Source organism: Rhodopseudomonas julia, from assembly GCF_030813515.1.
GTDB lineage: Bacteria > Pseudomonadota > Alphaproteobacteria > Rhizobiales > Afifellaceae > Afifella > Afifella julia.
On sequence record NZ_JAUSUK010000001.1, the window covers coordinates 38,956 to 62,436 of the forward strand.

The following is a 23,481-nucleotide window of genomic DNA, read 5'->3' on the forward strand; positions in this document are numbered from 1 at the left end:
TCCCTCGCCTCATCTGCATCCACGAGTCATTTCAGTACATTATGCTTGAGTGTTCGCGTGGCGCAGAATGCGGCGTAAGGTCAAGGGTCGGATCGGCTCTTTGCCCCTAAAGCCGCATGTCGCTCCCGGACAGCGCATTCACTCCGGCCTCCGGCGAAGCTTCCCAAGAGACCGGGCAGCATGTGCCACCGGCTCGTGCATCTCGGTGAAAAGGGCATAGAGCATATCGTAATGCGTGTGCCGCACCGCGTTCGGCAGGTAGAAGGTGAAGTCGGCATCGGGTGCGCCCGAGCCAATGTTCTCGGCAGAGCCAAGGGCGACACAGCAAAGGGCAAAGCAACCGGCAAGCCCCATCTCGACGTGGCGGGAGACGAGCACGGGACGGCCGAGAATGTCAGCGCGGATCTGGTTCCAGAGCGGGCTTTTCGTGCCGCCTCCGGCCATACGAACGGCTTCCGCGGCAAGGCCTGTCGCAGTCTCCGCCCGCTCCAGAACCGTGCGATTGAGAAAGCCGACGCCTTGCATGACGGCGCGCACGAGATCGCCCCGGCCGTGGCCGGACGTGATACCGAGAAAGGAGGCCGCCAGATCGCCGTCCCAGAACGGTGTGCGCTCTCCATGCAGATACGGGTGAAAGAGCAGCGGGCGCGGGTTTTCAGGCTCGGCCAGAAGGGTCGCCAGCCGTTCATGGAACGGGCGAGGCGTCGGATCGAGCCAATCGACGATCCAGGCAAGAAGGTTGGCGCCGTTCTGGCCCGGCCCGCCAAGATGCCAGAGCTCCTCCCCCCAGGGGATGGTGATCAGCCCTTCGGTCTCCCCCCGCCGATGCGACAGCAGGCCGAAGACCTCAGACGAGCCGGAAATACAATAGGCACTCCCACTCTTAAGCCCCCCGAGGCCAGCGACCGCCGTCCAGCTGTCGTTGGAACCGCACAGGACCTTGGCGCCGGCAAGGGCGCTCAGCGCCCCCGGCAGACCTTCGCGCACATGACCGACAATATCCTCTGGCCGCCCGAGCGGGGGCAGAAGAGCGCGTTCAACGCCGAGGCGCGCGGCGAGGGAGGCATCGCCGCCGGCAAGAGATTGCGCCAGCCAATGCTGCGACACGCGGTCGGAACGGGCGATGCCGGTCAGTTGCAGATTGAGGTAATCCTTGGGCTCCAGAACAAGCCGCGTTTTTTCCCAATTCGCTGCCTCGTTCTCCTTCAACCAAAGGAGACGCGCTATCGGATGGAAGGCGTTGAGGCTTGCGAGCGCCCCGCTGGCGCTACGAGCCTCATCCATCCGCGCCGTCGCCAGGACGCTTTCGGCCCGCGAATCGCGAAAGCCGAGTGCCGGGCGCACACTCGTTCCCTCCTTATCGAGAAAGACCTGCGTGCGTGTGAAACCGCACAGCGCCACCGCCGCAATGCCGCCGAGACCACCCTCGCTCTCACTTGAGATGTGTTCGCAGGCGCTCTTCAGGGCGTCCCACCAGAGCGCCGGCTCCTGCTCGGAATGTCCGGGCGCCTGCTCCTCGAAGCCTGTTGGGACATTGGCACTCGCCAGGACCGCCCCGTTCGCATCGAAGATGCAGGCCTTGAGAGCGGAACCGCCGAGATCGATCGCCAGGACACGCGTCATGGGAGACGACTCCGGAGTGTTTTTTGCCGCCATGGTCGAGGCGCGCATGACGCGGCTTTCTGCCTGTACGACACCCGCGAACTTCCTGCATGGCGCAGGAAAGTTGCCTTGTCTGCGGAAGCAGAGGTCAAGCGTGATACCTTGTGCGAGAGGGTCACAGCAGATTGAAGAGCGCGCGCAGAAACAAAGAAAACCCTGCAGGACCTATAACTTAGCTCCACAGCCTCCTCATGCGACTCATCTGAGTCCATTCTTAAGCCTCTGACTTACCAGCTGTTAATTTGCGGGAGAAGCCATGCTGTGGCTTTCTCCTGGGAAGCTGATCGCTCGTCATCGCCCGTCGGAGGCTGCCAATCCTCCGCGCAGGGGCGAACAAGCGGCCGGGGCGGTTTGCGGGCCAGGCTCGCGGATCCAGGCGATCATCAAGAAGGAAATTTCCATGACCACCAAGGATCTTGAGATAATTTGGGCGCCGCGCGTGCTCAGCATCGTGCGCATCGTCGCCGCACTCCTGTTCATGGAGCACGGCACGCAGAAGCTCTTGGGCTTCCCACCGGCCGATCATGTGACGGCGGCCTTCAGCCTCGGCTGGTACGCCGGCGTTCTCGAAATGTGCGGGGGCGCTCTCCTCGTCATCGGTCTGTTCACCCGGCCGGTCGCCTTCGTTCTCTCCGGCCTCATGGCCTTCGCCTATTTCCTCGCGCATTTTCCGCGCGCCTTCTATCCCGTGCTGAATGGCGGCGATGCGGCGATCCTTTTCTGTTTCTTGTTCTTCTATCTCGTCTTCGCCGGTCCCGGCCCGTGGAGCGTCGATGCCTGGCGCTCGAACAAGGCATTTTTGCCGCCGCGCGATTGATCTCTACCGGAAGGGCGGGACGCTCCGCCCTTCCCTCTTCGCCGTCTGCGGCCAAGGAAAGCAAATATGGCCTCGCTCGTCAGGGACCCGACCGATACGATCGTGAAGCCGGCGGTGATCGCGCTCCTGGTCGTCTCGGGCGTGACCGGGATCATGATGCTCACGCACCGCTACAGCGATCTTGTCCGCTTTGCGCATGAATGGCTGAGCGTCGTCTTCATCATTGCCGCACTCTGGCTGCTTGTCCGCAACTGGAGAGCCTTTGTCCGCTCCGTCAAACGGCGCTCCGGTCGTGGCGCCTTCGGCGTTGCCCTTGTGGCATCGGTGGCGCTGACCGGAATGACGGGAAACGCTCAACATGTGAGCCCGGCAACCGTGCTTCAGGCGTTGTCGAGCGCGCCCTTGGAGAAAGCTGCCCCGGCCTTCGGACTGGAACCGGAGATCGCACTGGCGATGCTGCGCCAGGCCGGGATCAAAGCGTCACTTGGCGACACGCTCAGTACGATCGGCGCGCGCAACGGCACCAACGGCGCCGAGATCGCCTCACGCCTTGCCGAGCAGGCGCAGGCGAGCGAGTAACGCCGGCAAATCCACGCTTCAGAAAGCCGCACCGCCGTGCGCGCGCCGGCCGCCCCATTTGCAGCCTGAGGTTAACTCCTCATGCGCAGGTGGCAAAACATGCCGGGGGATATACGAAGCGAGACCGATCAGCGACCGGGCCCTTGGGGCAGATCGAAACGTCACGAAGGGCGCGGGGAAGCTGCGGCGACACCCGTCCCCGTCTGCCCTCCGATCTTGCCGAAAAAGAAGCCGAAAAACTGAGGCAGCGCTTCACACGCGTCTCAGAAACCGCCGACAGGTATCGAAGCACTCGGAAACGTCGGCTCCCCTTCGTCGCACTCGTTATCCTGGCTTTCCTTGCCGGCTTCGCTGCCGTTCTCGCCCAGCCGCATCTGCCGCCCTTGATCGTCCTGCACCATTACGCAGCGGCGCCAAACTGCGGTCTCGCCCGTCTCGTCAAGCTCGCACCAGCCAGACGTGGCGAGCCGGGCTACTGGCCGCGCCACGACGCCGACAATGATGGGATTGCAGCGAACCCGTGCCTTAGACGAACGTCGATTTGAGGTTCAGGTCGTGGTCTCATCGGGATGCTTTTTGGCAGCTGCACGCCGTGCCCGACGGACCCCGTACCACACGAGACCTGCCACGAACGGCACCGCAAGACCCGTCGCCAGACCAACATTGATCGGCGTGCCGGCGCTTTCCGCCGCTTTGAAGATATAGCCGACGAGACCGATGGCGTAATAGCTGATCGCCACCACCGACAGGCCCTCGACCGTCTCCTGCAGCTTGAGCTGCACACGCGCACGCTCGTCCATGTTCTTCAAAAGGTCTCGGTTCTGCTCTTCGAGCTCCACCTCGACACGCGCCCGCAAAAGGCTGCCAACCCGTGCGGCGCGCTGCGCCAGCGCCTCCTGGCGCTCCTCGGCCGATTCGCAAGTCGCCATCGCCGGTCCCATGCGCCGGTCCAAAAAGCCGTCGATGGTGAGCACCTCGTCCATCCGCTCCAGACGCAGATCACGCAGACGCTGTTTGACGAGTTGATAATAGGCACGCGATGCGCCGAAACGATAGCTGGTGCGCGCCGCCACGCTTTCGATCTCGGCAGAGAGTTGTGACAGGTGCCGAAGGAGATCGGCGTCGCTCGTCTTGTCGGCTCGGTCGGCCATGCGCGCACTGATATCGGCCAGCGCCTCGTCGACCGATCGCAGCCGCGGCGTTGCCTCCTGGGCGATCGGCAAAGCGAGAAGCGCGAGCGCGCGATAGGTGTTGAGTTCGACGAGCCGTTGCACGGTGCGCCCGGCATGACGCTCCTCGAGCCCCTTGTCCTGGATGAGAATGCGCGTGAAATGGTCGGAATGCAGACGGAAATCGGCCCAGACCAGAGCCTTGCCACCGGCTACGGAATTGCCGATCAGAGGATTGCCATTGAAATGCCGGAGCGAGATCTCCTCCGTGCTCGGCATCTCCACCTCTTTCGGGATGATCGCCAAATGCACCGCCGACAGGACCTCACCCGGCACGTCCGCCAGCCAGTCGCGCGGCAGTTCCTCGATGATCGTGTCTTCGAAGGGGCGGGTGAAATGCGCCCGCCGGAAGAAGGTGTAGGAGCAGAATTCCGTATGCCGCTCCCATTTCACGGTGAGCCCACCGAACTCGGCCGTGTGGTGCTTCGCGTCGCTTGAGGGCGCTGAGCCGCCGAGACGCGCACAAAGGCGCGCCAGATGCTCCCGGTCGGCCTCCAGGCTCTTCTCACCAGACAAGGCTGCAAATTGCGAAATACGCAATGGCGCGCGCATCGGCTCCGAGGGCCGCGCATGCAACTCACGGATCAGGTATTCCCGTTGCGGATGCTCAGGGAAAGGGTGTGGGTTCATTCGCTTCGGCTCCACAAACGCCGGCAAGCGCATCGATCGTGCCGGCGAAACGCGCCCGCCCGCCCGGCTGCCAGCCCAGTCTCCTTAAGCGATTACAACGCATGATGGCGACACTTCTTTCGTCGCCCCTTTCCGGCAGTGATCCTGGCCGCACCAGAACCTTGCGCAAAGCCGCTACGATCTCGCGGTTGCTGAGAAGAAGATCGGAGCAGTTGTAAACCTGTCCGGCGGCCATTTCCGCGGGAGCTTCGAGGAGGAGAGCGACAGCCTGCCCGACATCCTCGCCGTGGACCTCCGTTGCGACGCGCGGCGCAATTTCGAGAGTCCCGTCAAGAATCTGGCGCGCGATGCTCATCCACTTCGTCCGTTCCAGAGGTTCCACAAGACCATAAACGCCCGTCACTCTGAGTGAAGCGCCGGCAAAGCCCATAGTCGGCGTGGCAGGCGTGACAGAAGGAACGGCGAGCGGCGCGAAAGCCTCTGGCGGGGCAAGGCAAAGCTTGCACAGACCCGCTTCCACGGCAAACTTCACATGGCCGTAATGCGTATCGGGCTCCGGGACCATCGTCTCATCGAGAGGTCCTTCAAGAGAACCGTAGACGGCACGGCTCGACAAAAAGATCGCACGCTTCACGCCAGCGGTTTTGGCCGCCGTCAGGAAGCGCAAAGAGGCGTCACGATTGGCGCGGTAAAAGCCTTCAACATCGTCGCCCTCGCCGCCGCGGTAGCGCCCCGCAACATGCTGAAAGGCGGCATGGACGACGTGATCGACGTCCGCAAGGGCGGTTGCGAAGTCGGCCTGCGGATCGAGCTCGAGGGGCGCCCATTCGAAGGGAAAGGAGAACCACCCCTCGGGAGGCCGCTGCCGCGAGGCGAGCCGGACCCGAAAACCACGGCCGGCCAGATGGCGCGCGATCAACTGGCCGACATAGCCGGTCCCGCCGGTGACGAGAACGCGTGGCGGCTTTTCGCTCATGCTCAGGGAAGAACCCTTATGTGACAGGCACGATGGGATCGAGGGATTCCGGCAGGCCGCGCCCTTCCATGACGTTCCACCACAGATCGATCAGAGGCCCGAGCTCAGCGCGTTTGGGGTGATCTTCCTGCCAGGGCTTTTCGTATTGGTAGTGCAGGATCTTGGTGGCGTCCCAGTTCCACAGCTGCGGCAATCGGAAATAGACGTATTGCAGGACGTTGTAGATGTACGGCAGGCCGTGCCAATCGGCGAAATAATCCTGCAAAAAGCTCTGATCGGTGCGGGGCCAAAACGCGTCGGGCGCGTCGAGGACGAGCATCATCGTCTCGTAGGTCGCCTTGTCGGGCTCGGTTACGAAAACGCCGGAATTCAGCCGATGGAAACCGTCGAGCGCATCATAGACATTGGGTGCGGCCGAAAAGCCCGGATACCCGAACAGCTTGTCGCAATTGCGCAGAAAGAGCGCATCGGCATCGACGAAGACGATGCGCTCATATTCATCGAGCTCCCAGAGCCGCAGCTTGGCGAAATTGAGAAGCGGGTCGTGAAAGCTCGGCTTTTCACCCCTCGTAAAAGGCGCTTTGCGGTGCTGAGCAGCCCGGCTATGGCGCTCGCGAAAAGCCTCCGACACGTCCGGCGGACGCGTCGGAACCACCCTCACCCCTTCCGCCTCCATCTGATCGAGCCCCGGAAGATCTTCCGGGGCCAGGACAAGCAGCGGCGCCTCCGATTCCGTCATGCGGAACGAACGCGCAAGCGCCGTCGCTCCGATCAAGTAGTCAGGATTGGCGGCAAGGGTAGCATAGGCAACTTTCGCCATACGGCCGAGACTTTCTTTGAACTCTAGGAGATCGCCGTCAGTTTCGGCGAACCTGGGTGGGTATTAATCGCCTTATTGCGCTCCTTCGTCCACCCGGACACGCACGGAATGCGTGTTTTGTCGATGCGGTAGGCGTATTTGCGGGCTACATCAATCACTTCCGACAAGAGACCTTCCTCAAGTCGGATCGGGTCGAGGCCGAGAGCCAGGAACTTTTCGTTGCAGACGGAGAGCTCGTTTTCGTCCGCCTCCTTGCGAGGGTTGGGCAGATTGGCGATCTTCGCCCCCGTCATCTTCGCGACGAGCTCGGCAAGATCACGCACGCGATGGGTCTCAGTCGCCTGATTGAAGATCGTCACCGGCTCGCCCGATGCAGGTGGGTTTTTGAGGGCGATCTCGATACAGCGCACGGAATCCTGAATATGGATGAAAGCGCGCGTCTGACCGCCGGTACCATGCACGGTCAGCGGATAGCCGACCGCAGCCTGGATCAGGAAGCGGTTGAGGACGGTGCCGTAATCGCCGTCATAATCGAAACGGTTGATGAGCTGTTCGTGCATCTTCGTTTCGGCGGTGTTGGTACCCCACACCACGCCCTGGTGCAGGTCGGTGATGCGAACGCCGTCGTTCTTGGCGTAGAACTGGAAGAGCAGCTGATCGAGGCATTTCGTCATGTGATAGACGCTGCCCGGATTGGCCGGATAGAGGATATCGCGATCCTCCCACTCTCCCGTCTGGCTCTGGATCTTGACCGGCAAATAGCCTTCTGGGATCTGCGCCTTGACGGTGCCGTAGCCATAAACGCCCATCGTGCCGAGATGCACGAGATGCGCGTCGAGATCGACCGCAACCATGGCGTTCAGAATGTTGTGGGTGGCGTTGACGTTGTTGTCAACGGTGTAGGTCTTGTGACGATCCGACTTCATCGAATAGGGCGCGGCGCGCTGCTCGGCAAAGTGGATGATGGCCGCTGGACGGTTCTCATCCAGCCAATTCTTGAACCGCTCGTATTCCTTGGCGACGTCGATCAAATGGAAGCGCAGCGCGACTCCCGTCAGTTCGCGCCAGACTCGGCAACGTTCCTGGATTGAATCCATCGGGGTGAGCGACTGAACGCCAAGCTCGGTGTCGATCCAGCGACGGCTCAGATTGTCGATGATGTGGACCTCGTGCCCACGCTTCGACAAATGCAAGACGGTCGGCCAGCCGACGAAACCGTCGCCTCCTAAAACCGCGATCTTCATGACAATCCCATCTCCTGAGTGCGCTTTGCGTCGATCTTGTCACAATATCGGCGCCAGATGACAATCCCATGCTGCAAGCCAGGGATGCGACGTTGCGCGTCCACCTCATAGGGCGAAGCTGCACCGACGACACCGACGGGGCCTTCGTTCCCAGCGGCTCACCAAGGGGTCGCCAGGGGTTCGGACGTCGCGGCGAGACCTTCAGGGAAAGCTACAGAGCGCTTGCCCAGCTCAAAAAAAGGCTGCGACCGGGTGCTCAACGACCCCTCATTCCAGACAATAAAGAGGTTTTCCAAAACGACGCGACGGCACGGGCCCTTTCGGTGATGCCGAGCGGCGATCGTGGATCCGACCGCTTTCGGCGCCGCGCGCTCAAGTCTGGCGTTTGAGAAACTCCCGGAATGCCGCGAGCGTTTCGTCGCTGACATGGTGCTCCACGCCCTCGGCGTCCTGTTCGGCAATTTCACGGCTCGTGCCAATCGCAAGGAGGAAATCGCGCACCAGCGCATGACGTTCGCGCGCGCGTGCGGCAAGTGTCTTGCCGGCATCGGTCAGGAAGATCGAGCGATAGGGCTCTGAGCGCACGAGCCCGTCGCGGATCAATCGCTGAATGGTCCGATTGACGGTCGCATGCGTCACACCGAAACGCTCGACGAGGTCGGTTCCCCGCGCTTCTCCGCGAACGGCGATCAAGTCGTCGATCAGCTCGACATAATCCTCCGCCACTTCCGACTGGTGCGCCTTGCGCACCCGCTCGAAAGCCGCGCGCTGACGCGCCGGATTGAGAAGCTTGTCCTTTGGCATTGTCCGGTCCGTGGGCAGGAGCAACGCCACTTCTGTAACAAATTTTCACGGGTGAACAATGCTTAGCGACGCCTAAAGCGGAGCGCCTTGCCGCAGGTATCAAGGCCAACGGTCGAACGGTACGACGCGGCCGGAATAGGAAATGGGCCGGCTCAGGCCAACCTCGCCGCGACCCGCGGCTTTACCGCATCGCGACCCGCAGCTTCAGAATACCGGCCGCCCGGTCGCATCGCTTTCCATCTGCAAATCACCAGGATGCGGAGGTCCGGCGGGCTTATAGAGGCAGCGGTCCGGCTTGATGTCGATAAGCGGTGTCTCGTCGAGACAATCCATGCCGCGCACCAAGAGCGCCCCTTCCTCCACGGCAATAAGCCTGACGATCGAGGAGCCGATCGGATTTGGCCGCACCGGCGAGCGAAGCGCAAACGTGCCGCGGGCCTCGCCGCCGCCTCTCGGGCTCTGCAGGACGAGATCGCGGCGGGAACGGTGCAGCCAGTAGAGCACTTCGAGCCGCTCGTAGAGGGCGATCGTCCGCAGCGCCTCGGTCCACGGCTCGAAGATCTCCAACCGGCACAGCGGCCCGTCCGGACGACCCATGCGCGGACAATCCATCCGCGATTTCCAGGGCGTACGCGCAAGGCCGATGAAAACGAGTCCCGCGTCGGCCGGCGGAGGCGCCGCAACGGCGCGCTCCCTTTCGTCGGCCACGTCTCGCCCGCTCATGTCAGTCGCCGACACCGACCATGACGTCAGAGGCCTTCACGACCGCATAAGCCTCCTGACCGACCTTGAGGCCCAGTTCATCGACAGCCTCGTTGGTAATTGATGAGGTGATGACCGCTCCTCCGATGTCGATGCGAACATGCGAAGTGGTTGCCCCCTTCAACACTTCCACGACCTTGCCCTTAAGCTGGTTGCGTGCACTGAGCTTCATATCCTTGTCCCCCAAACGTCGAACTATCTCTGAACTTAGCTATACGTTATGTAGTTTGACTATACGACGTTAGGCGAGTGCCCTCGGCCATGGAAATCGAAGCCCTTGTGTCTTTGCGCAGCTCGGAATCGCCCGCGGTCGGCCGCGACAGGATTCGCCTGCTCGAAGCCGTAGCGCGAGAGGGCTCGATAACGGCCGGGGCGAAGGCGGCCGGCCTCACCTACAAGGCCGCCTGGGATGCGCTCGATGCCATGGCCAATCTGTTCGGTCAGCCCCTTCTGGAAAAGCGCACCGGCGGACGTGCCGGCGGCGGGGCGACGCTGACGCCGACGGGCATCAAGGTCATCGACGCCTATCACAAGCTCGAGGCGGAGATGGCGCGCGTCGTGCGTTCCCTTGAGCCGCATCTGTCCGGCACCGGCATCTCGCCGCTCAATCTCGTTTCGGGAGTATTGATGAAGACCTCGGCCCGCAATGCACTCAGGGGCACGATCACCCAGATCGTCTCAGACGCGGTCGCGAGCGAGGTGGCCGTCAAGGTCAACGAGGATACGACGATCTACGCAATCGTCACGCAGGAGAGCCTGAAGGCGCTCGGCCTGTGCGTCGGCCGCGAGGCAGTCGCCCTCATCAAGGCGCCCTTCGTCATCATTGCACCGGGGGAAAGCGCTCCACCTTTGTCGGTGCGCAATTGCGTTGCCGGCACGGTCCGCCGGCTGACGCCGTCGGCAGTCACGACCGAAGTCGTCCTCGACATCGGCGGTGAGAAAAGCCTCGCCGCCACCATCACTGCCGAAAGTGCTAGATCTCTGGGCCTGGAGCCCGGGAAACCGGCATGCGCTCTCTTCGACGCAGCGCATGTCATTCTTGCGATAGACTGATCATTGGGGGAACTGAAATGATGTCATTGCGCTCTCTTGCGGCCGGGCTTGTGGTCGCCGCTATCTCTTTGCCGGCATCGATGGCTGCGGCAGCCGAAACGAATGTCGCCGTCGCCGCCAACTTCACTGAAGCGGCAAAGGAGATCGCCGCGGCCTTTAAGGAAAAAACCGGCGACGAAGCGGCTCTCTCGTTCGGCTCAACCGGCCAGCTTTACACGCAAATCAGCCAGGATGCGCCGTTCGAGGTGTTTCTTGCCGCCGATGATGAGCGGCCGGCGAAAGCGGTCGTCGAAGGCTATGCGGTCGAGGGCAGCGAGTTCACCTATGCGATCGGCAAGATCGTTCTGTGGAGCACAGACACCGACCTCGTCAGCGGCGAAGAGACCCTGAAATCAGGTGATTTCAACAAGATCTCGATCGCCAATCCGACGACCGCCCCTTATGGCGCAGCGGCTGTGGAGGCGATGAAGGCGCTCGGTGTCTACGACGATCTTGAGCCGAAAATCGTCCAGGGCAACAACATCGCCCAGGCCTTTCAGTTCGTGCAAACCGGCAATGCCGAGCTCGGCTTCGTCGCACTGTCGCAGATCGCCGCCAGCGACGAAGGTTCGCGCTGGGAAGTGCCCGCAGATCTCTACACGCCGATCAAGCAGGACGCCGTCCTTCTGAAGAAGGGCGAGGAGAGCGCGGCGGCGAAGGCCTTTCTCGACTTCCTGAAGGGCCCGGAAGCCGGCGCCATCATCGAGAAATACGGCTACGGCACGGCCGCGGGAAGCTGATCGTCCGTGCTGGAGCTTTCGTCTGAAACCGTCTCGGCGATCCGCCTCACGATCGAGCTTGCTGCGATCACCACGGTGATCCTGCTCCTCGTCGGCACGCCGATCGCCTGGTGGCTCGCGCGCTCGCGTGCGTGGTGGAAGGAGGCAGTCGCGACCGTGGTCGCGCTGCCCCTCGTCCTGCCGCCGACGGTCTTGGGCTTTTATCTTCTCGTGGCGCTCGGCCCTTCGGGACCGGGCGGGCAGCTCGCAGCACTTTGGGGGGCGCGTACGCTCGCCTTCACCTTCGAGGGCCTCGTCATCGGCTCCGTCATCTATTCCATGCCCTTCGTCGTGCAGCCGATCCGCAATGCCTTCGAGGCGATGGGCGAACGCCCTCTGGAGGTGGCCGCAACTCTCCGTGCCTCGCCTTTGCGCACCTTCTGGAGCGTTGCCCTGCCGCTCGCCCGGCCCGGCTTTCTGACGGGCGCCGTCCTCGGCTTTGCCCATACGGTCGGCGAATTCGGCGTGGTTCTCATGATCGGCGGCAATATCCCTGGCGAGACCAAGGTCCTGTCCGTTGCCATCTACGATTATGTGGAGACGCTGCGCTGGGCCGAGGCGACGGTGCTGGCGGCCGGCATGGTCGTCTTCGCCTTCATCGTCATCTTGACCATGACACTCATCGAAAAGCGCGTTGCACGTCCCGGGAAATGACGATTCAGACACCTCCGCCGATGGCAGGAAGCGCGATCGAGGCCACCTTCTCAGGTCGCCTCGGAAACTTCGCACTCGACGCCGCCTTCTCCGTCCCGGCAAAAGGCGTCACCGGTCTCTTCGGCCCGTCGGGCTGCGGCAAGACCTCAGTGCTGCGCTGCGCCGCCGGCCTCAACAGGTTAGAGGGCAGGTTCTCGATTGCCGGCGAGGTTTGGCAGGACGAAAGAACGTTCCGTCCGACGCATCGCCGACCGATCGGCTACGTCTTTCAAGAGGCGAGCCTCTTCCCGCATCTCAGCGTTCGTCAGAATCTTCTCTTTGGCGCGCCGGGCAGACGACCGCCCTCCTCCGCCAACGGCACGAGTTTTGAGGAAGTCATCGAGCTTTTGGGGATCGGCGATCTCCTTGGGCGTTCGACAAGCAACCTCTCCGGCGGCGAACGCCAGCGCGTCGCCATCGGCCGCGCACTTCTCTCGCAGCCGAAGCTCCTGTTGATGGACGAACCACTTTCGGCGCTCGACCGGCAGACCAAGGATGGCATCCTGCCGTTTCTGGAGCGCCTGCACGACCGCCTCGCAATGCCCGTTCTTTATGTGAGCCACGACATTGCCGAGGTGGAACGGCTTGCCGACCATCTCGTGCTGATGCAGGCGGGCAAGGTTCTCGCCGCAGGTCCCCTCGCGGAATTGCAGGCGGACCCGAACCTCCCGCTTGCCGCCTCGCGCGAGGCCGTCGTCAGCCTCGATGCGGTCGTGGAAAGCTATGATGCCGCCTTCGGCCTTGCCCGGCTTGCCGTCGCCGGCGGGCATTTCGAGATCCCAGCCGCAGCCGGTGCACCCGGAACACGTCGCCGGATCCGCATCGCGGCAGGCGATGTGAGCCTCACCCGCCGGCCGCCCGAAGGCACAACGATCATCAACATCCTGCCGGTCCGGATCCTCTCCGAAACGCCGGTCGGCGAGCACGAAACACTCCTCGTCCTGCGCCTCGGCGAAAATGGCGATGGCGCGAAGCTCCTGTCGCGCGTCACGCGGCGCTCCTGGCACCACCTACAACTCGAGGTCGGCCAGAAGCTCTATGCGCAGATCAAGGGCGTCGCGCTCACGCCAGCGAGCGCCAGCTAGGTCGACGCCTCGCTCTCAGCGGTCCGCCGCGGCGGCACATGTTCAAATCCGAAGAAGACCTGCCGCAGGAGGACGAGGGCGAGAATGCCGAGCCCGATCGCCGTCGAGGTGAATTCCGGCGCCACCAGAAGAATGGCTGCGACGGCCAGCACCCAGCGCTCGACGAGATAGAGCGGTCCCCACAGCCATCCCGCGAACGCCGCCGACAGCGCCGTGATGCCAACCACCGTTCCGGTGAAAGCAAGCGTGAAGGCCTGCCAGGTGAAGCCGTCCGTCACCAGAAGCAGCGACGGCGAGAACACGAAGACGAACGGCACCAACGCCTTGCCCATGCCGAGCCGGAAGGCGGTATTGCCGGCCTTGAAGGGATTGGCATTGGCAATCCCTGCCCCGGCATAGGCGGCGAGCGCCACGGGTGGCGTGATGTCGGCCAAAACGCCGTAATAGAAGACGAAGAAATGCGCCACGATCGGCGCGATGCCGAGAAGCCCCAGAACCGGCGCTGCGACCGACACCATGATCAGATAGGTCGCCGTCGTCGGGATGCCGCAACCCATGACGATGCAGACGATCGCCGTCAGGATGAGCGTGATGAGGAGCGTCAGCGTCGAGACTTCCATCACGCCGAAGGGGATGTAGGGCCCGATCATTTCCGCCCACTGCCCGGCGGTGGAGGTCACCATATAGGCGATCTTGAAGGAGACGCCGGTCAGCGTGACGACACCGATGATGATACCGACGGTCGCGGCCGCAGCACCCACGGCGAGCGCGTATTTTGCGCCGAGCACGAAAGCGTCGACGACGTCCTTCACCTTGATGCGGTTCAGCGGATTGACGAGACCGATGACGATGCAGGCGGTGATGCCCCAGAAGGCGGCGAGATAGGGCGTGAAGCCCTGCAGGAGGATGCCGATCAAGAGGAAGAGCGGGATCAGCGTCGGCCAGTCCCGCTTCAGGATCACGCCGACCTTCGGCAACTCTTCTCTCGTCAGGCCACGCAGGCCGAGACGCTTCGCCTCAAAATGCACCTGACACAAGACGCCGAAGAAATGCATCGCCGCCGGCACGATCGCCGCCGTGATGATGGTCGTATAGGAGACGCCCAGAAACTCGATCATCAGAAAGGCCGCGGCGCCCATGACCGGCGGCGTGATCTGGCCGCCGGTCGAGGAAGCCGCTTCCACGGCCGCCGCGAAATGGCGCTGATAGCCGATGCGGATCATCGCCGGGATCGTCAGCGCGCCGGTCGTCACCGTGTTGGCGATCGACGATCCCGAGATCGAACCGAGAAGAGCGGACGAGAAGACGGAGACCTTGGCCGGGCCGCCGGAAAAGCGTCCGGCAAAGGCGGAGGCGAAATCGATGAAGAGACGCCCGAGGCCGATCCGCGTCGCCAAGACGCCGAAGAGGACGAAGTGGAAAACGTACGTCGCCACGACGCCGACCGGCAGGCCGTAGATGCCCTGGCTGGTGAGATAAAGGTGGTTGACGAGCGTCTTCCAATCGCTGCCCGGATGCACGAGGACGCCCGGCGCGCTTCGTCCGAAAATCGCATAGGCCATGACGATGATCGCAATCACCGGCAAGGGCCAACCCATGGAGCGGCGCGTCGCCTCCAGGAGGACGACGATCATGATCGTGCCCATGACCACGTCGATCGGCAGAGGATTGCCGACACGGAAGGCGAGATCGTTGAAGATCCAGGGGACGTAGAGCGCAGAAACGGCTGCCGCGAGGGCGAACAGCCAGTCGTAGACCGGCAGGCCGAGCGGCCGCCACAAACTCGAGGGATAAAGGGTGTCCTGGCCCTTCTTGGTCGCGGCAAAAACGATGAAGATCAAGGACAGGACGAAGGCGAGATGCACGCCGCGATGGTTGACCTCGCGCAGAAGGCCAAAGCCCGCCGTGTAATAGTGAAAGAGCGAGAGGCAGAAGAGGAGCGTCGCGGCGACATAGCCTGCGTAGCGCCCGAGCGGCCGAAAACGCACTTCCGGATCAAACCGCTCTTCGAGCTCTTTGACCGCGGCGGGGTCGATCTCTTTTTCTTCCTGCATCCTAACCTGTCGTCTTTTGGGCCTTCCGGCCTTCCACACTCAAACGTCCACAATCAGACAGGCGGCGGAAAGCCGCCGCCTGCATCACACAAACCGGCTTACTTGGAGACGCCGGCCTCGTCGTAGAACTTCTTGGCGCCCGGATGCAGCGGAATGCCCACACCGTCGAGCGCCGTGTCGAGCGTGATCACCTTGCCCTTGGCATGACCGTTGTCGAGCAGCTTGCGGGTGTTGTCGTTCCACAAAGCCTTGGTGATCCCGTAGATCAGCTCTTCCGGCTGATCGGCGCTCGTCACCAATTGTGCGCCCACGGAAAGCGTCTGCACGTCGTCTTCCTGCCCCTCATAGGTGCCGGCCGGGATCGTGTTCGCAGCGAAGAACTCGTAATCGGAGACAACGCTGTCGGCCTCGTCGCCGGCGATCGGCACGACGGTGATATCCGTGTTGGAGGCGAGCTCCACGATGGCACCAGCCGGGAAACCGCCGACGAAGAAGAAGGCGTCCATGGCACCGTCGCGCATGCGGTCGGCAGCCTGATTCGGCTTCAGATAATCCGCATCGATGTCGTCCTCACTCAAGCCCCAGGCGCCGAGGATGAGACGTGCATCGACGATGGTGCCGGAGCCCGGCTCGTCGAGAGAGACGCGCTTGCCCTTCAGATCCGCAACCGACTTGATGCCGGAGGATTTGCTGGCGATGAGATGGATGCTCTCAGGATAGAGATTGGCGATGGCGCGGAGCTTCTCCACCTTGCCCTTGCCCTCGAAGACGCCGGTGCCGGTCTGCGCCCAGTAGGCGACGTCCGACTGAGAGAAGCCGGATTCGACGCCACCGGAATTGATTGCATTGACGTTCGCAACAGAGCCATTGGAGGCGATCGCCGTCGCCACCAGGCCCGGCACGCCGCAGCTGCCGCCTTCGTCGCAGGGGCGCGAGCCCGGAGGATTGGAGATGGCATTGGCGATGAGGCCGCCGATCGGGAAATACGTCCCGGACGTGCCGCCGGTGGCGATGCGGAAGAATTTTACGTCCTGCGCAAAGGAGGTCCCGGCAAGCGCCAGACCGGCGACCGCAATCGCCGCCCCGATCAGCTTTCTGGATGGCATGAATGTCATCTTCTGTTCCCTTGTTCGTGAACTGGCACGGGAGGCCCGAAGCCTCCCGCATGGGCGGCACCATAGCTGCCGCAACAGGCCGAAGGAAACCAGATTGTGACGGAACAGCGGCACATCCCCGTAAAGCTTAAGTCGAAAGAGCCCGCCGACAGGTAGACGCTCTCCCTCTGTTCTGGCTACTTGCCGGAGAATGGGAAGGAGATCGCGATGAGCACGTTTTCTGATGCGGCCTGGGCGCGCAATGCCGGGCTCTACGAGACAATCCGCAACATGCCGTTCAACACCGAGCTTGCCGCCGGCACGCTCTCTGAAGAGCGCTTCAAGCATTACATCACCCAGGACGCGCATTACCTGGTCGGCTTCGGCAAGGGCCTGGCGATTGCCGCGGCCAAGGCACCCGACCCCGAGCGCATGGTTCAGCTCGCCAATTCCGCGCAGGGTGCGATCGTGGTGGAACGGGCGCTGCACGGTACTTTCTTCGCCGATTACGGCATCGCGCCGGAGGTCTTCGAGGCGACGCCGCTGTCGCCCGCCTGCCACCATTATGTGTCCTTCATCACGGCGACCGCCTGGAGCGAGCCTTATGAGGTGCTGCTGGCGGCGCTCCTGCCCTGCTTCTGGATCTATGCCGAGGTCGGCAACGACATTCTCGCCCGCGCCGCATCGCCCAATCCTTATTCGGCATGGATCGAAACCTATGCGGGCGAAGACTTCCAGGACGCCGTCAAGGAGATGATCGCCACCACCGATGCGGCCGTGGCCGAGGCCGCGCCCGCCGTGCAGGCCAAGGCACATGACGCCTTCGACCGGGCGGTGCAGCTTGAATGGATGTTCTGGGATTCCGCCTACCGGCTCGAGACATGGCCGGTGCGCTCAGGAGAATAGGACGCAGCCTGAAGATGACCCGCGGCTTGCAAGCCGCGGGTCATCTTCAGGCGGAATACTTGCGATCGCAGGGGCGATCCTGGTGACGCGAGACAAAGAAGAAGAACACGGCGATCGCGAGCGCACCCACAGGCATCAGACTGAAAAGCAGGATAAATTCGAGGTTGCTCATGCGACGAGCCTCCCGAGCCCCTTTCGTCCCAACCAATATTAAGCCGAAAAACCGCTCCGATCAGCTCACCGAGAAAAAGAACCGCGTCAAGTGGAAGAAGATAGGGGCGGCGAAGACAAGCGAGTCGATGCGATCGAGCACGCCGCCATGACCTTCGATCATCTGCCCCCAATCCTTCACGCCACGGTCGCGCTTGATCGCCGACATGACCAGGCCGCCGAAGAAGCCCATAATGGCGATCAGCGCCGCCATGGCGAGCGCGACAAGCGGCGTGAACGGCGTCAGCCACCACAGCCCGCCGCCAAGAAGCGTCGCGAGCCCCACACCGCCGATCAGGCCTTCCCAGGTCTTCGACGGCGACAAATTCGGCGCGACCTTTCGGCGCCCGAACAGCTTGCCGCACACATATTGGAGAACGTCGCTCGCCTGCACGACGATGATCAGGAAGGTAATCAGGAGGAGGTTGCCGCCTTCGAACCCCGGAATATCGAGATTCAAGATTGCCGGCACGTGCGACAGGCAGAAGACGCATATCATCAGTCCCCATTGCACCTGAGCGACACGCTCCATGTATCGCGCGGTCTCGGCGCGGAAGGCGGCGATGATGGGGAGAGCCAGGAAGGCATAGACCGGAATCAGAACCGAGTAGATGCCATACTGATCGGCGAGGACGAGGGCGTATTGCGCCGGCAGAAAGACGAAGAAACTCGCCGCGAGCGCGTAATGATCGCCACGTCTGGTCGGCGTCAGTGTCATGAATTCGCGCAATGCCGTGAAAGAGGCGAAAGCAAAAAGGAGAACGACACCCGTCTTGCCGAACAGGAAGGCGATGAGCATCAGCGCGACGAGCACCCACCACGCCTTGATGCGCGCATTGAGATTGTCGATCACCGCGTGCGGCTTTCGCCAGCTGATCGTCCGCTTGAGGATAAACCCGATGAGCGAGGCCACGGCCAGAATGGCAAAGACGCCCCCCGCGAGAATGAGGAGATTGGGCTCAGCCATCTTTGTGGTTCTCTCCATTGGTCGGGGCGGTCGCCAAAAGGGCGGCGCGGGCGCGATCCAGAAACGCCTGCTTTTCCTCTCCCTCACCCAGCTTGACCGGAGCGCCGAACGTCACGGTGCACAAGAGCGGCACCGGCACGATCTCACCTTTCGGCAAGACACGGTTCAGATTGTCGATCCAGACCGGGACGCACTCGATCTCGGGACGCTTCTCAGCGAGGCGGTAGATCCCGCTCTTGAACGGCAGGAGACGCTCGTCGCCCGTGTTGCGGGTCCCTTCAGGAAACAGGATCAAGGAGGCGCCGCCCGACAGCGCATCGGCCATCAGCGCGATCGGATCGGGCGTCTCTTCCGTGCGGGTGCGTTCGATCAGGACGGCGCGAAACACCTCTTCGGCGATATAGCGGCGCATCCGCGTCGCACGCCAGTAATCGGCGGCGGCAACGGGCCGCGTCACGCGCCGCAGTGCCGGCGGTAGCACCGACCACAGGAGCACGAAATCGCCGTGGCTCACATGATTGGCATAGTAGATGCGGCGATGGGTGGTGGGGTCGCAGCCTTGCCATTCCGCGCGCACGCCGGTTGCAACCCGCGCTGCGAGGATCAGGGCCGTCGTGGTCGCATCGACCAGGAAACCCGACGCGGCGGGCGGAAAATCGCTCATTCGCCTGCCCTCGCCGGCATTTCGGCAAGAGCCACGCGCACCCGCTTGACGACGGTGGCGGCGAGCAGGATCGCCACAGCCCACAGAGCGAGCGCGCTCCAATCCGGCAACAGCCCGCCGAAGCCGACCCATGTCCCGATAACGCCGAAAACGAGCGCCCGGTCGCTCTTGCCGAGCGGACCGTCATAGCGGCGGCTGGCACCCAGCGCCTGCGCCAGGACGCCGGCGAACTCCGTCAAGATGGAGAGAAGCACGACGAGGGCGACGAGCCCGGGGCCAAAGGCCGGGAGGATCGCAAAGGGCGCATAGAGAAACGCGTCGGAGACGACGTCGCCAAGCTCGTTGAAGAAGGCGCCGAGCCTGCTCTTCTGCCCATGCTCGCGCGCCAGCATGCCGTCGGCCGCGTTGAAGGCCATCCTGAGCCCAAGCCACAGAGGAATGAGGAGGAAGAGCGGACGCGCTCCAGACGCCATGACCAGGAGGCCGACGACAACGGAGATGGCGGCAGCGGCAAGCGTGACCTGGTTGGCCGTCACGCCTTTTTCGGCAAGGCGGTCAACATGCGGGCGCAGACGAGCCTGGAAGGCCGGCTTGAGATCGTAGAGGGTCATGGGCGGGCCAGGAATCGAAGCAGATCCTGGTCACAATGCCTGCCTCGGCACAGTTTGCAAGCCGGCTCAAGGCTTCGTCCCTCGCCTCAATCGGCTCCCCCCATCAAGGACTTCTAGACTCACACCGCGGCAACCTTATCGCCGGGCCCACGCGGTGCCTCGCGACATATCCTTTTCTACATGTCCGTATTTAGACGCCGAGCTTTTGGAGAAGGCCCTCGACCATCGGCCGGTAGCCGCCGCCGAAGAGACGCAAATGCACAAGGGCCGGCCAAAGCTGATAGATTGCGAGCCGCTCCTCGAAGCCCGACTCAAGCGCGCCATAGGCTTCATAAAAGGCGTCGCCCGGCCGACCGAAGAGGTTGAGCATCGCGAGATCGACCTCGTAATGACCGAAATAGCAGGCCGGATCGATCAGCCCCGAGACCCGGTCATTGGAGACGACGATGTTGCCGCCCCACATATCGCCGTGCAGGAGTGCCGCGGCGGGTCGAGCGGGAATTCGGTTCGGAAGATCGGCGGCAAGGCGTTCGATGCGGCGGGCAAGCCTGCTGTCGATATGCGGTACGTTCACGAGAAGGCGCTTGTCGCCCCAGAACGCAATCCAATCGTCGGCACGATCATTGACGATCGCCACGGGACCGAAGGCATAGTCCTCACTCCAGCCATACTTTTCGTCCCGGCGCACGTGCAATGTCGAAACCGCAAGACCGAGATCGGCCCAGGCATTTCTAAGACTGCCGCTGTCCGGCAACACTTCCATGACAAGGGCGTGGTCGTCGACCGCCAGAACTGCGGGCGCGGGCGCACCGCTTTCGCCGATCGTGACAAGCATGGCCGCCTCGGTGCGCGGGGACGGGCCGTTCTTGACGACCGCCTCGCGGCCATCATCGAGTTTGATGTGCGCGAGTTGCGAGATGTCGCCACCATGCAGCACCGTCTCGGAAGCAAGAATGCCGCCGAGAAGCTCTGCCCCGGCCTCCGCCAAGAGGCTCATGCCCGCACCTTGAGATGCTGCGCCAAACCGTGAGCGCCGGCGCTCACATCGGACCACGTGGTCTCGAAGCCCTCGTCCCCTCCGAAATAAGGATCGGCCACAGGTTCTCCCTCACGGCCTTTCACATGGTCGAGGAGCAGGCTGAGCCTCGCCGTCGCATCGGGCGGTGCAAGACGTTCAAGCGCGGCAAGGTTTTCACGGTCTAGAGCCACAATATGCGTGAAGCGATAGAAATCCTGGCGGGTGACGGTGCGCGCGCGGCAAGCAGCGACATCGACGCCGTGACGGCGCGCCACCGCCTGCGCCCGCGGATCGGGTGCTTCTCCGACATGCCAATCACCCATGCCGGCTGAATCGACGTCGACACCGATCCCCTGGGCTTCCGCTTCCTGACGAAAGGCGGCTTCGGCCAAAGGCGACCGGCAGATATTGCCAAGACAGACGAAAAGAACCGACGGGCGCTCGCCCCCCTGCAATTGCACGTGAGATCTGCGTTTCAATTTGGTCGCGTCCCATCTGCGCTTCTGGCACTCTGCATTGCACAACTCGCCTACGGATGTGATCCACCCCAAGGAACAACATAAGTAAAATTGTGCGGCCGGCACCAGAGGCGTGGGCTTTTTAGCCGATAGTATGCCTGCCGACGTCCAGTGCGATGGGATGAATTGCCTGGCTCAAGAGCGCGAACAGCCAGGGGCGAGTGACGCAGCTTCACCGCACATCATTGGCTTGCCGGCAAATCCTTGATATGGAGCAGTCAACGGCCACGGCACCATGTCGCCGCTTTTCGGAGCCGCCGCGCATATCCGCGCGGCCCGCATTCCGCCCAATTAGGATACCCAATGCCCTTTCTCACGACGAGCGCGCCGCTCGCCGCCGCGCTTGCAAGCCGTGGCTATACCGACCTCACCGACGTTCAAACGGCCGTCCTCAAACCTGAAGCCGCCGAGCGCGACCTGCTCGTGTCGGCGCAGACCGGCTCCGGCAAGACCGTCGCCTATGGTCTCGCACTCGCGCCCACTCTCCTCGGCCAAGAGGAAAGACTGCCCGAAGCCGATGAGCCGATGGCTCTGATCGTGGCTCCGACACGCGAACTCGCCATGCAGGTGACGAACGAGCTCGCCTGGCTGTTTGCAGATACCGGCGCCAAGCTTGCCACGCTGGTCGGGGGCATGGACCCTCGCGCCGAGCGCCGCCGGCTCGAGCAGGGCGTCCACATCGTCGTCGGGACACCGGGACGGCTGCGCGATCACCTCACCCGCGGCGCGCTGCAGATCGGCAATCTAAAAGCCCTCGTCATCGACGAGGCCGACGAGATGCTCAATCTCGGCTTCCGCGAGGATCTGGAATTCCTGCTGCAGGCGACACCGGCCTCCCGCCGCACGCTGCTGTTTTCGGCAACCTTGCCGCAAACCATCATGCAGTTGACGAAGCGCTACCAGAAGGACGCGCTTCGTATCGAGGTGGCGCGCGGAGAGGCAGGACATGCCGACATCGAATACCGCGCTGTGCGAATCGCGCCGAACGAGACCGAGCATGCGATCGTCAACATTCTGCGCCGGGCCGAAGCTCCGAACGCCATCGTCTTTTGCAACACCCGCGAAAGTGTCCGCCACCTTTCCTCCGGCCTGATCGAGCGCGGCTTCGCGGCCGTCACCCTGTCGGGCGAACTCAGCCAGGCGGAGCGAAACCAGGCCATGCAGGCGCTGCGCGACGGCCGGGCCCGGGTGTGCGTTGCAACCGATGTCGCGGCGCGCGGGCTCGACCTGCCGAGCCTCGATCTCGTGGTGCATGCGGATTTGCCGAGCGACGCGGAAACTCTGCAGCACCGCTCAGGACGTACCGGCCGGGCTGGCCGCAAGGGTGTCTCGGTCCTGCTCGTGCCGATCTCACGGCGCCGCAAGGCGGAGCGACTTCTGGCGGAAGCGCGCATCGATGCGGCCTGGTGCGCTGCCCCCTCGGCGGATGAAATCCGCACGGCAGACGAAGAGCGCCTGCTCGCTGACCCTGCCTTCACGGAAGAGCCGAGCGAAGAGGATGCAGCAACCGCCGCCCGGCTTCTCGCCGCGTACTCACCGGAGGTCCTGGCCGCAATGCTCGTGCGCCAGTGGCGGGCGGAGCTGCCTGCGCCGGAAGACGTCTTCGACCCGAATTTTGGCCGCGACCCCGCTGCGGGAAGGCCCGGCCGTGACCGCGACGACAGGGGTTCGTCCAAACACGCGCGCGGTGGCCCCTATGTCTGGTTCCGCATGGATGTCGGGCGACGCAACAATGCCGACCCGAAATGGCTGCTGCCCCTTTTGTGTCGACGCGGCCAGATCACAAGGCAGGAGATCGGGGCGATCAAGATCTTCGATCGGGAGACGAAGTTCGAGATCGCCGAGAGCGTCGCCGGGCGTTTTGGCGAGACCGCAGCCCATAGCGAAGGCGACGACATCACCATCTCCCAATCCGACGCACCTGGCGGCCGCGGCGGGCCAGGAGGCCGTGGAAAACCGGCGGGCCGAAGCGGCCCCAACGACGACCGCAAGGCTTTCAAGCCGAAACGCAAAGCCTTCAAAGACAACGGCGGCTCGCACGAGAGCAAGCCGACGAAGCGCCCGAAAGCGAAGAAAGCCAAGAGCTGACCCACCGGCCGGGCCGTTCAGATCCAGCGCAAAAGTCATCATGGGACGAGGCGGGGACGATACCTTCTCCGCGCCGTAGTCGACGCTCGCCATTTCGAGATCGCCCGGCTCCCGCCGAGCGCTTCTGCGCACAGCATCGCGGCGAGGCGTTGTTCGCAGCGCATTCGCAGGCGTCTGGT

At 63.1% G+C, this 23,481-nt stretch carries 26 protein-coding genes; 9 read left to right on the plus strand and 17 right to left on the minus strand.

The window, feature by feature from the left end; all coding sequences use genetic code 11:
* Positions 1-138 precede the first annotated feature (138 nt).
* On the minus strand, positions 139-1,623 hold the full coding sequence (locus tag J2R99_RS00180; RefSeq protein ID WP_307152502.1) for a xylulokinase: 1,485 nt from the start codon (positions 1,621-1,623) through the stop codon (positions 139-141).
* 439 nt (positions 1,624-2,062) lie between these two features.
* On the opposite strand from J2R99_RS00180, the gene J2R99_RS00185 reads away from it, so the two are divergent.
* Positions 2,063-2,479, plus strand: coding sequence for a DoxX family protein (locus J2R99_RS00185; protein ID WP_307152503.1), 417 nt, complete (start codon positions 2,063-2,065; stop codon positions 2,477-2,479).
* 66 nt (positions 2,480-2,545) lie between these two features.
* Entirely contained in the window at positions 2,546-3,058 is a 513-nt protein-coding gene (locus J2R99_RS00190; RefSeq protein ID WP_307152504.1) for a hypothetical protein, read from the plus strand.
* A gap of 263 nt (positions 3,059-3,321) precedes the next feature.
* Here the strand turns inward: J2R99_RS00190 and J2R99_RS00195 are convergent, their stop codons facing one another.
* Positions 3,322-3,459, minus strand: coding sequence for a hypothetical protein (locus tag J2R99_RS00195; RefSeq protein WP_307152505.1), 138 nt, complete (start codon positions 3,457-3,459; stop codon positions 3,322-3,324).
* Between J2R99_RS00195 and J2R99_RS17730 the strand changes: the two genes are divergently transcribed.
* Positions 3,442-3,603 carry an excalibur calcium-binding domain-containing protein gene (locus tag J2R99_RS17730; RefSeq protein WP_370872307.1) on the plus strand — a complete coding sequence of 54 codons (162 nt, stop codon included), beginning with the start codon at positions 3,442-3,444 and terminating at the stop codon, positions 3,601-3,603. The two genes, J2R99_RS00195 and J2R99_RS17730, sit on opposite strands and share 18 nt — an antisense overlap.
* Before the next feature lie 3 nt (positions 3,604-3,606).
* Here J2R99_RS17730 and J2R99_RS00200 read toward each other — a convergent pair whose 3' ends face one another.
* The 7 genes from J2R99_RS00200 to J2R99_RS00230 form a co-directional block, all read right to left on the minus strand.
* Positions 3,607-4,917: a DUF3422 family protein gene (locus J2R99_RS00200; protein ID WP_307152506.1), complete on the minus strand. Its 1,311-nt coding sequence runs from the start codon at positions 4,915-4,917 to the stop codon at positions 3,607-3,609.
* Positions 4,895-5,893: an NAD-dependent epimerase/dehydratase family protein gene (locus J2R99_RS00205; RefSeq protein ID WP_307152507.1), complete on the minus strand. Its 999-nt coding sequence runs from the start codon at positions 5,891-5,893 to the stop codon at positions 4,895-4,897. The genes J2R99_RS00200 and J2R99_RS00205 overlap by 23 nt, the downstream gene beginning before the upstream one ends.
* Positions 5,894-5,909: 16 nt before the next feature.
* On the minus strand, positions 5,910-6,713 hold the full coding sequence (locus J2R99_RS00210) for a glycosyltransferase (protein WP_307152508.1): 804 nt from the start codon (positions 6,711-6,713) through the stop codon (positions 5,910-5,912).
* Between the two features lie 23 nt (positions 6,714-6,736).
* Positions 6,737-7,957 (minus strand): NAD-dependent epimerase/dehydratase family protein, encoded by a 1,221-nt coding sequence (locus J2R99_RS00215; RefSeq protein WP_307152509.1) that lies wholly within the window; start codon positions 7,955-7,957, stop codon positions 6,737-6,739.
* Between the two features lie 372 nt (positions 7,958-8,329).
* Entirely contained in the window at positions 8,330-8,761 is a 432-nt protein-coding gene (gene mntR, locus J2R99_RS00220; RefSeq protein ID WP_307152510.1) for a manganese-binding transcriptional regulator MntR, read from the minus strand.
* 204 nt (positions 8,762-8,965) lie between these two features.
* Positions 8,966-9,484 (minus strand): tRNA (N6-threonylcarbamoyladenosine(37)-N6)-methyltransferase TrmO, encoded by a 519-nt coding sequence (tsaA, locus tag J2R99_RS00225; protein WP_307152511.1) that lies wholly within the window; start codon positions 9,482-9,484, stop codon positions 8,966-8,968.
* Position 9,485: 1 nt separating this feature from the next.
* On the minus strand, positions 9,486-9,695 hold the full coding sequence (locus tag J2R99_RS00230; RefSeq protein WP_307152512.1) for a TOBE domain-containing protein: 210 nt from the start codon (positions 9,693-9,695) through the stop codon (positions 9,486-9,488).
* Between the two features lie 89 nt (positions 9,696-9,784).
* On the opposite strand from J2R99_RS00230, the gene J2R99_RS00235 reads away from it, so the two are divergent.
* Genes J2R99_RS00235 through modC form a run of 4 tightly spaced genes read left to right on the plus strand, consistent with a single transcriptional unit; the run spans position 9,785 to position 13,172 of the window.
* On the plus strand, positions 9,785-10,576 hold the full coding sequence (locus tag J2R99_RS00235) for a TOBE domain-containing protein (protein WP_307152513.1): 792 nt from the start codon (positions 9,785-9,787) through the stop codon (positions 10,574-10,576).
* Between the two features lie 17 nt (positions 10,577-10,593).
* Entirely contained in the window at positions 10,594-11,355 is a 762-nt protein-coding gene (gene modA / locus J2R99_RS00240; RefSeq protein ID WP_307152514.1) for a molybdate ABC transporter substrate-binding protein, read from the plus strand.
* Between the two features lie 6 nt (positions 11,356-11,361).
* The gene (gene modB, locus J2R99_RS00245; RefSeq protein ID WP_307152515.1) at positions 11,362-12,048 is read left to right on the plus strand and encodes a molybdate ABC transporter permease subunit; all 687 of its coding nucleotides are present in this window, start codon (positions 11,362-11,364) and stop codon (positions 12,046-12,048) included.
* 20 nt (positions 12,049-12,068) lie between these two features.
* Positions 12,069-13,172, plus strand: coding sequence for a molybdenum ABC transporter ATP-binding protein (modC, locus tag J2R99_RS00250; RefSeq protein WP_307152516.1), 1,104 nt, complete (start codon positions 12,069-12,071; stop codon positions 13,170-13,172).
* On the opposite strand, the gene J2R99_RS00255 is transcribed toward modC, so the two are convergent.
* Together J2R99_RS00255 and J2R99_RS00260 are read right to left on the minus strand one after the other, a co-directional pair.
* Positions 13,169-15,226 carry a TRAP transporter permease gene (locus tag J2R99_RS00255; RefSeq protein ID WP_307152517.1) on the minus strand — a complete coding sequence of 686 codons (2,058 nt, stop codon included), beginning with the start codon at positions 15,224-15,226 and terminating at the stop codon, positions 13,169-13,171. The genes modC and J2R99_RS00255 overlap by 4 nt on opposite strands.
* A gap of 98 nt (positions 15,227-15,324) precedes the next feature.
* Positions 15,325-16,341, minus strand: coding sequence for a TAXI family TRAP transporter solute-binding subunit (locus J2R99_RS00260; RefSeq protein WP_307152518.1), 1,017 nt, complete (start codon positions 16,339-16,341; stop codon positions 15,325-15,327).
* Positions 16,342-16,548: 207 nt separating this feature from the next.
* Here J2R99_RS00260 and tenA point away from each other — a divergent pair, with 207 nt between their 5' ends.
* Positions 16,549-17,226 (plus strand): thiaminase II, encoded by a 678-nt coding sequence (tenA, locus tag J2R99_RS00265; RefSeq protein ID WP_307152519.1) that lies wholly within the window; start codon positions 16,549-16,551, stop codon positions 17,224-17,226.
* A gap of 46 nt (positions 17,227-17,272) precedes the next feature.
* Here tenA and J2R99_RS00270 read toward each other — a convergent pair whose 3' ends face one another.
* The 6 genes from J2R99_RS00270 to J2R99_RS00295 all read right to left on the minus strand — a co-directional run bounded on the left by J2R99_RS00270 (position 17,273) and on the right by J2R99_RS00295 (position 21,175).
* Positions 17,273-17,398, minus strand: coding sequence for a hypothetical protein (locus J2R99_RS00270; RefSeq protein WP_307152520.1), 126 nt, complete (start codon positions 17,396-17,398; stop codon positions 17,273-17,275).
* A gap of 60 nt (positions 17,399-17,458) precedes the next feature.
* Positions 17,459-18,403: a phosphatidate cytidylyltransferase gene (locus J2R99_RS00275; RefSeq protein ID WP_307152521.1), complete on the minus strand. Its 945-nt coding sequence runs from the start codon at positions 18,401-18,403 to the stop codon at positions 17,459-17,461.
* Entirely contained in the window at positions 18,396-19,067 is a 672-nt protein-coding gene (locus J2R99_RS00280; RefSeq protein ID WP_307152522.1) for a lysophospholipid acyltransferase family protein, read from the minus strand. Before J2R99_RS00280 ends, J2R99_RS00275 begins: the two co-directional genes overlap by 8 nt.
* A complete protein-coding gene (locus J2R99_RS00285; protein ID WP_307152523.1) occupies positions 19,064-19,678 on the minus strand; it encodes a CDP-alcohol phosphatidyltransferase family protein in 615 nt (204 codons plus the stop codon). The genes J2R99_RS00280 and J2R99_RS00285 overlap by 4 nt, the downstream gene beginning before the upstream one ends.
* 190 nt (positions 19,679-19,868) lie before the next feature.
* The gene (locus J2R99_RS00290) at positions 19,869-20,675 is read right to left on the minus strand and encodes a fructosamine kinase family protein (protein WP_307152524.1); all 807 of its coding nucleotides are present in this window, start codon (positions 20,673-20,675) and stop codon (positions 19,869-19,871) included.
* Positions 20,672-21,175 carry a low molecular weight protein-tyrosine-phosphatase gene (locus tag J2R99_RS00295; protein WP_307152525.1) on the minus strand — a complete coding sequence of 168 codons (504 nt, stop codon included), beginning with the start codon at positions 21,173-21,175 and terminating at the stop codon, positions 20,672-20,674. Before J2R99_RS00295 ends, J2R99_RS00290 begins: the two co-directional genes overlap by 4 nt.
* A gap of 342 nt (positions 21,176-21,517) precedes the next feature.
* Between J2R99_RS00295 and J2R99_RS00300 the strand changes: the two genes are divergently transcribed.
* Positions 21,518-23,302, plus strand: a complete 1,785-nt coding sequence (locus J2R99_RS00300; protein ID WP_307152526.1) for a DEAD/DEAH box helicase — start codon at positions 21,518-21,520, stop codon at positions 23,300-23,302.
* The last annotated feature ends 179 nt before the right edge of the window (positions 23,303-23,481 follow it).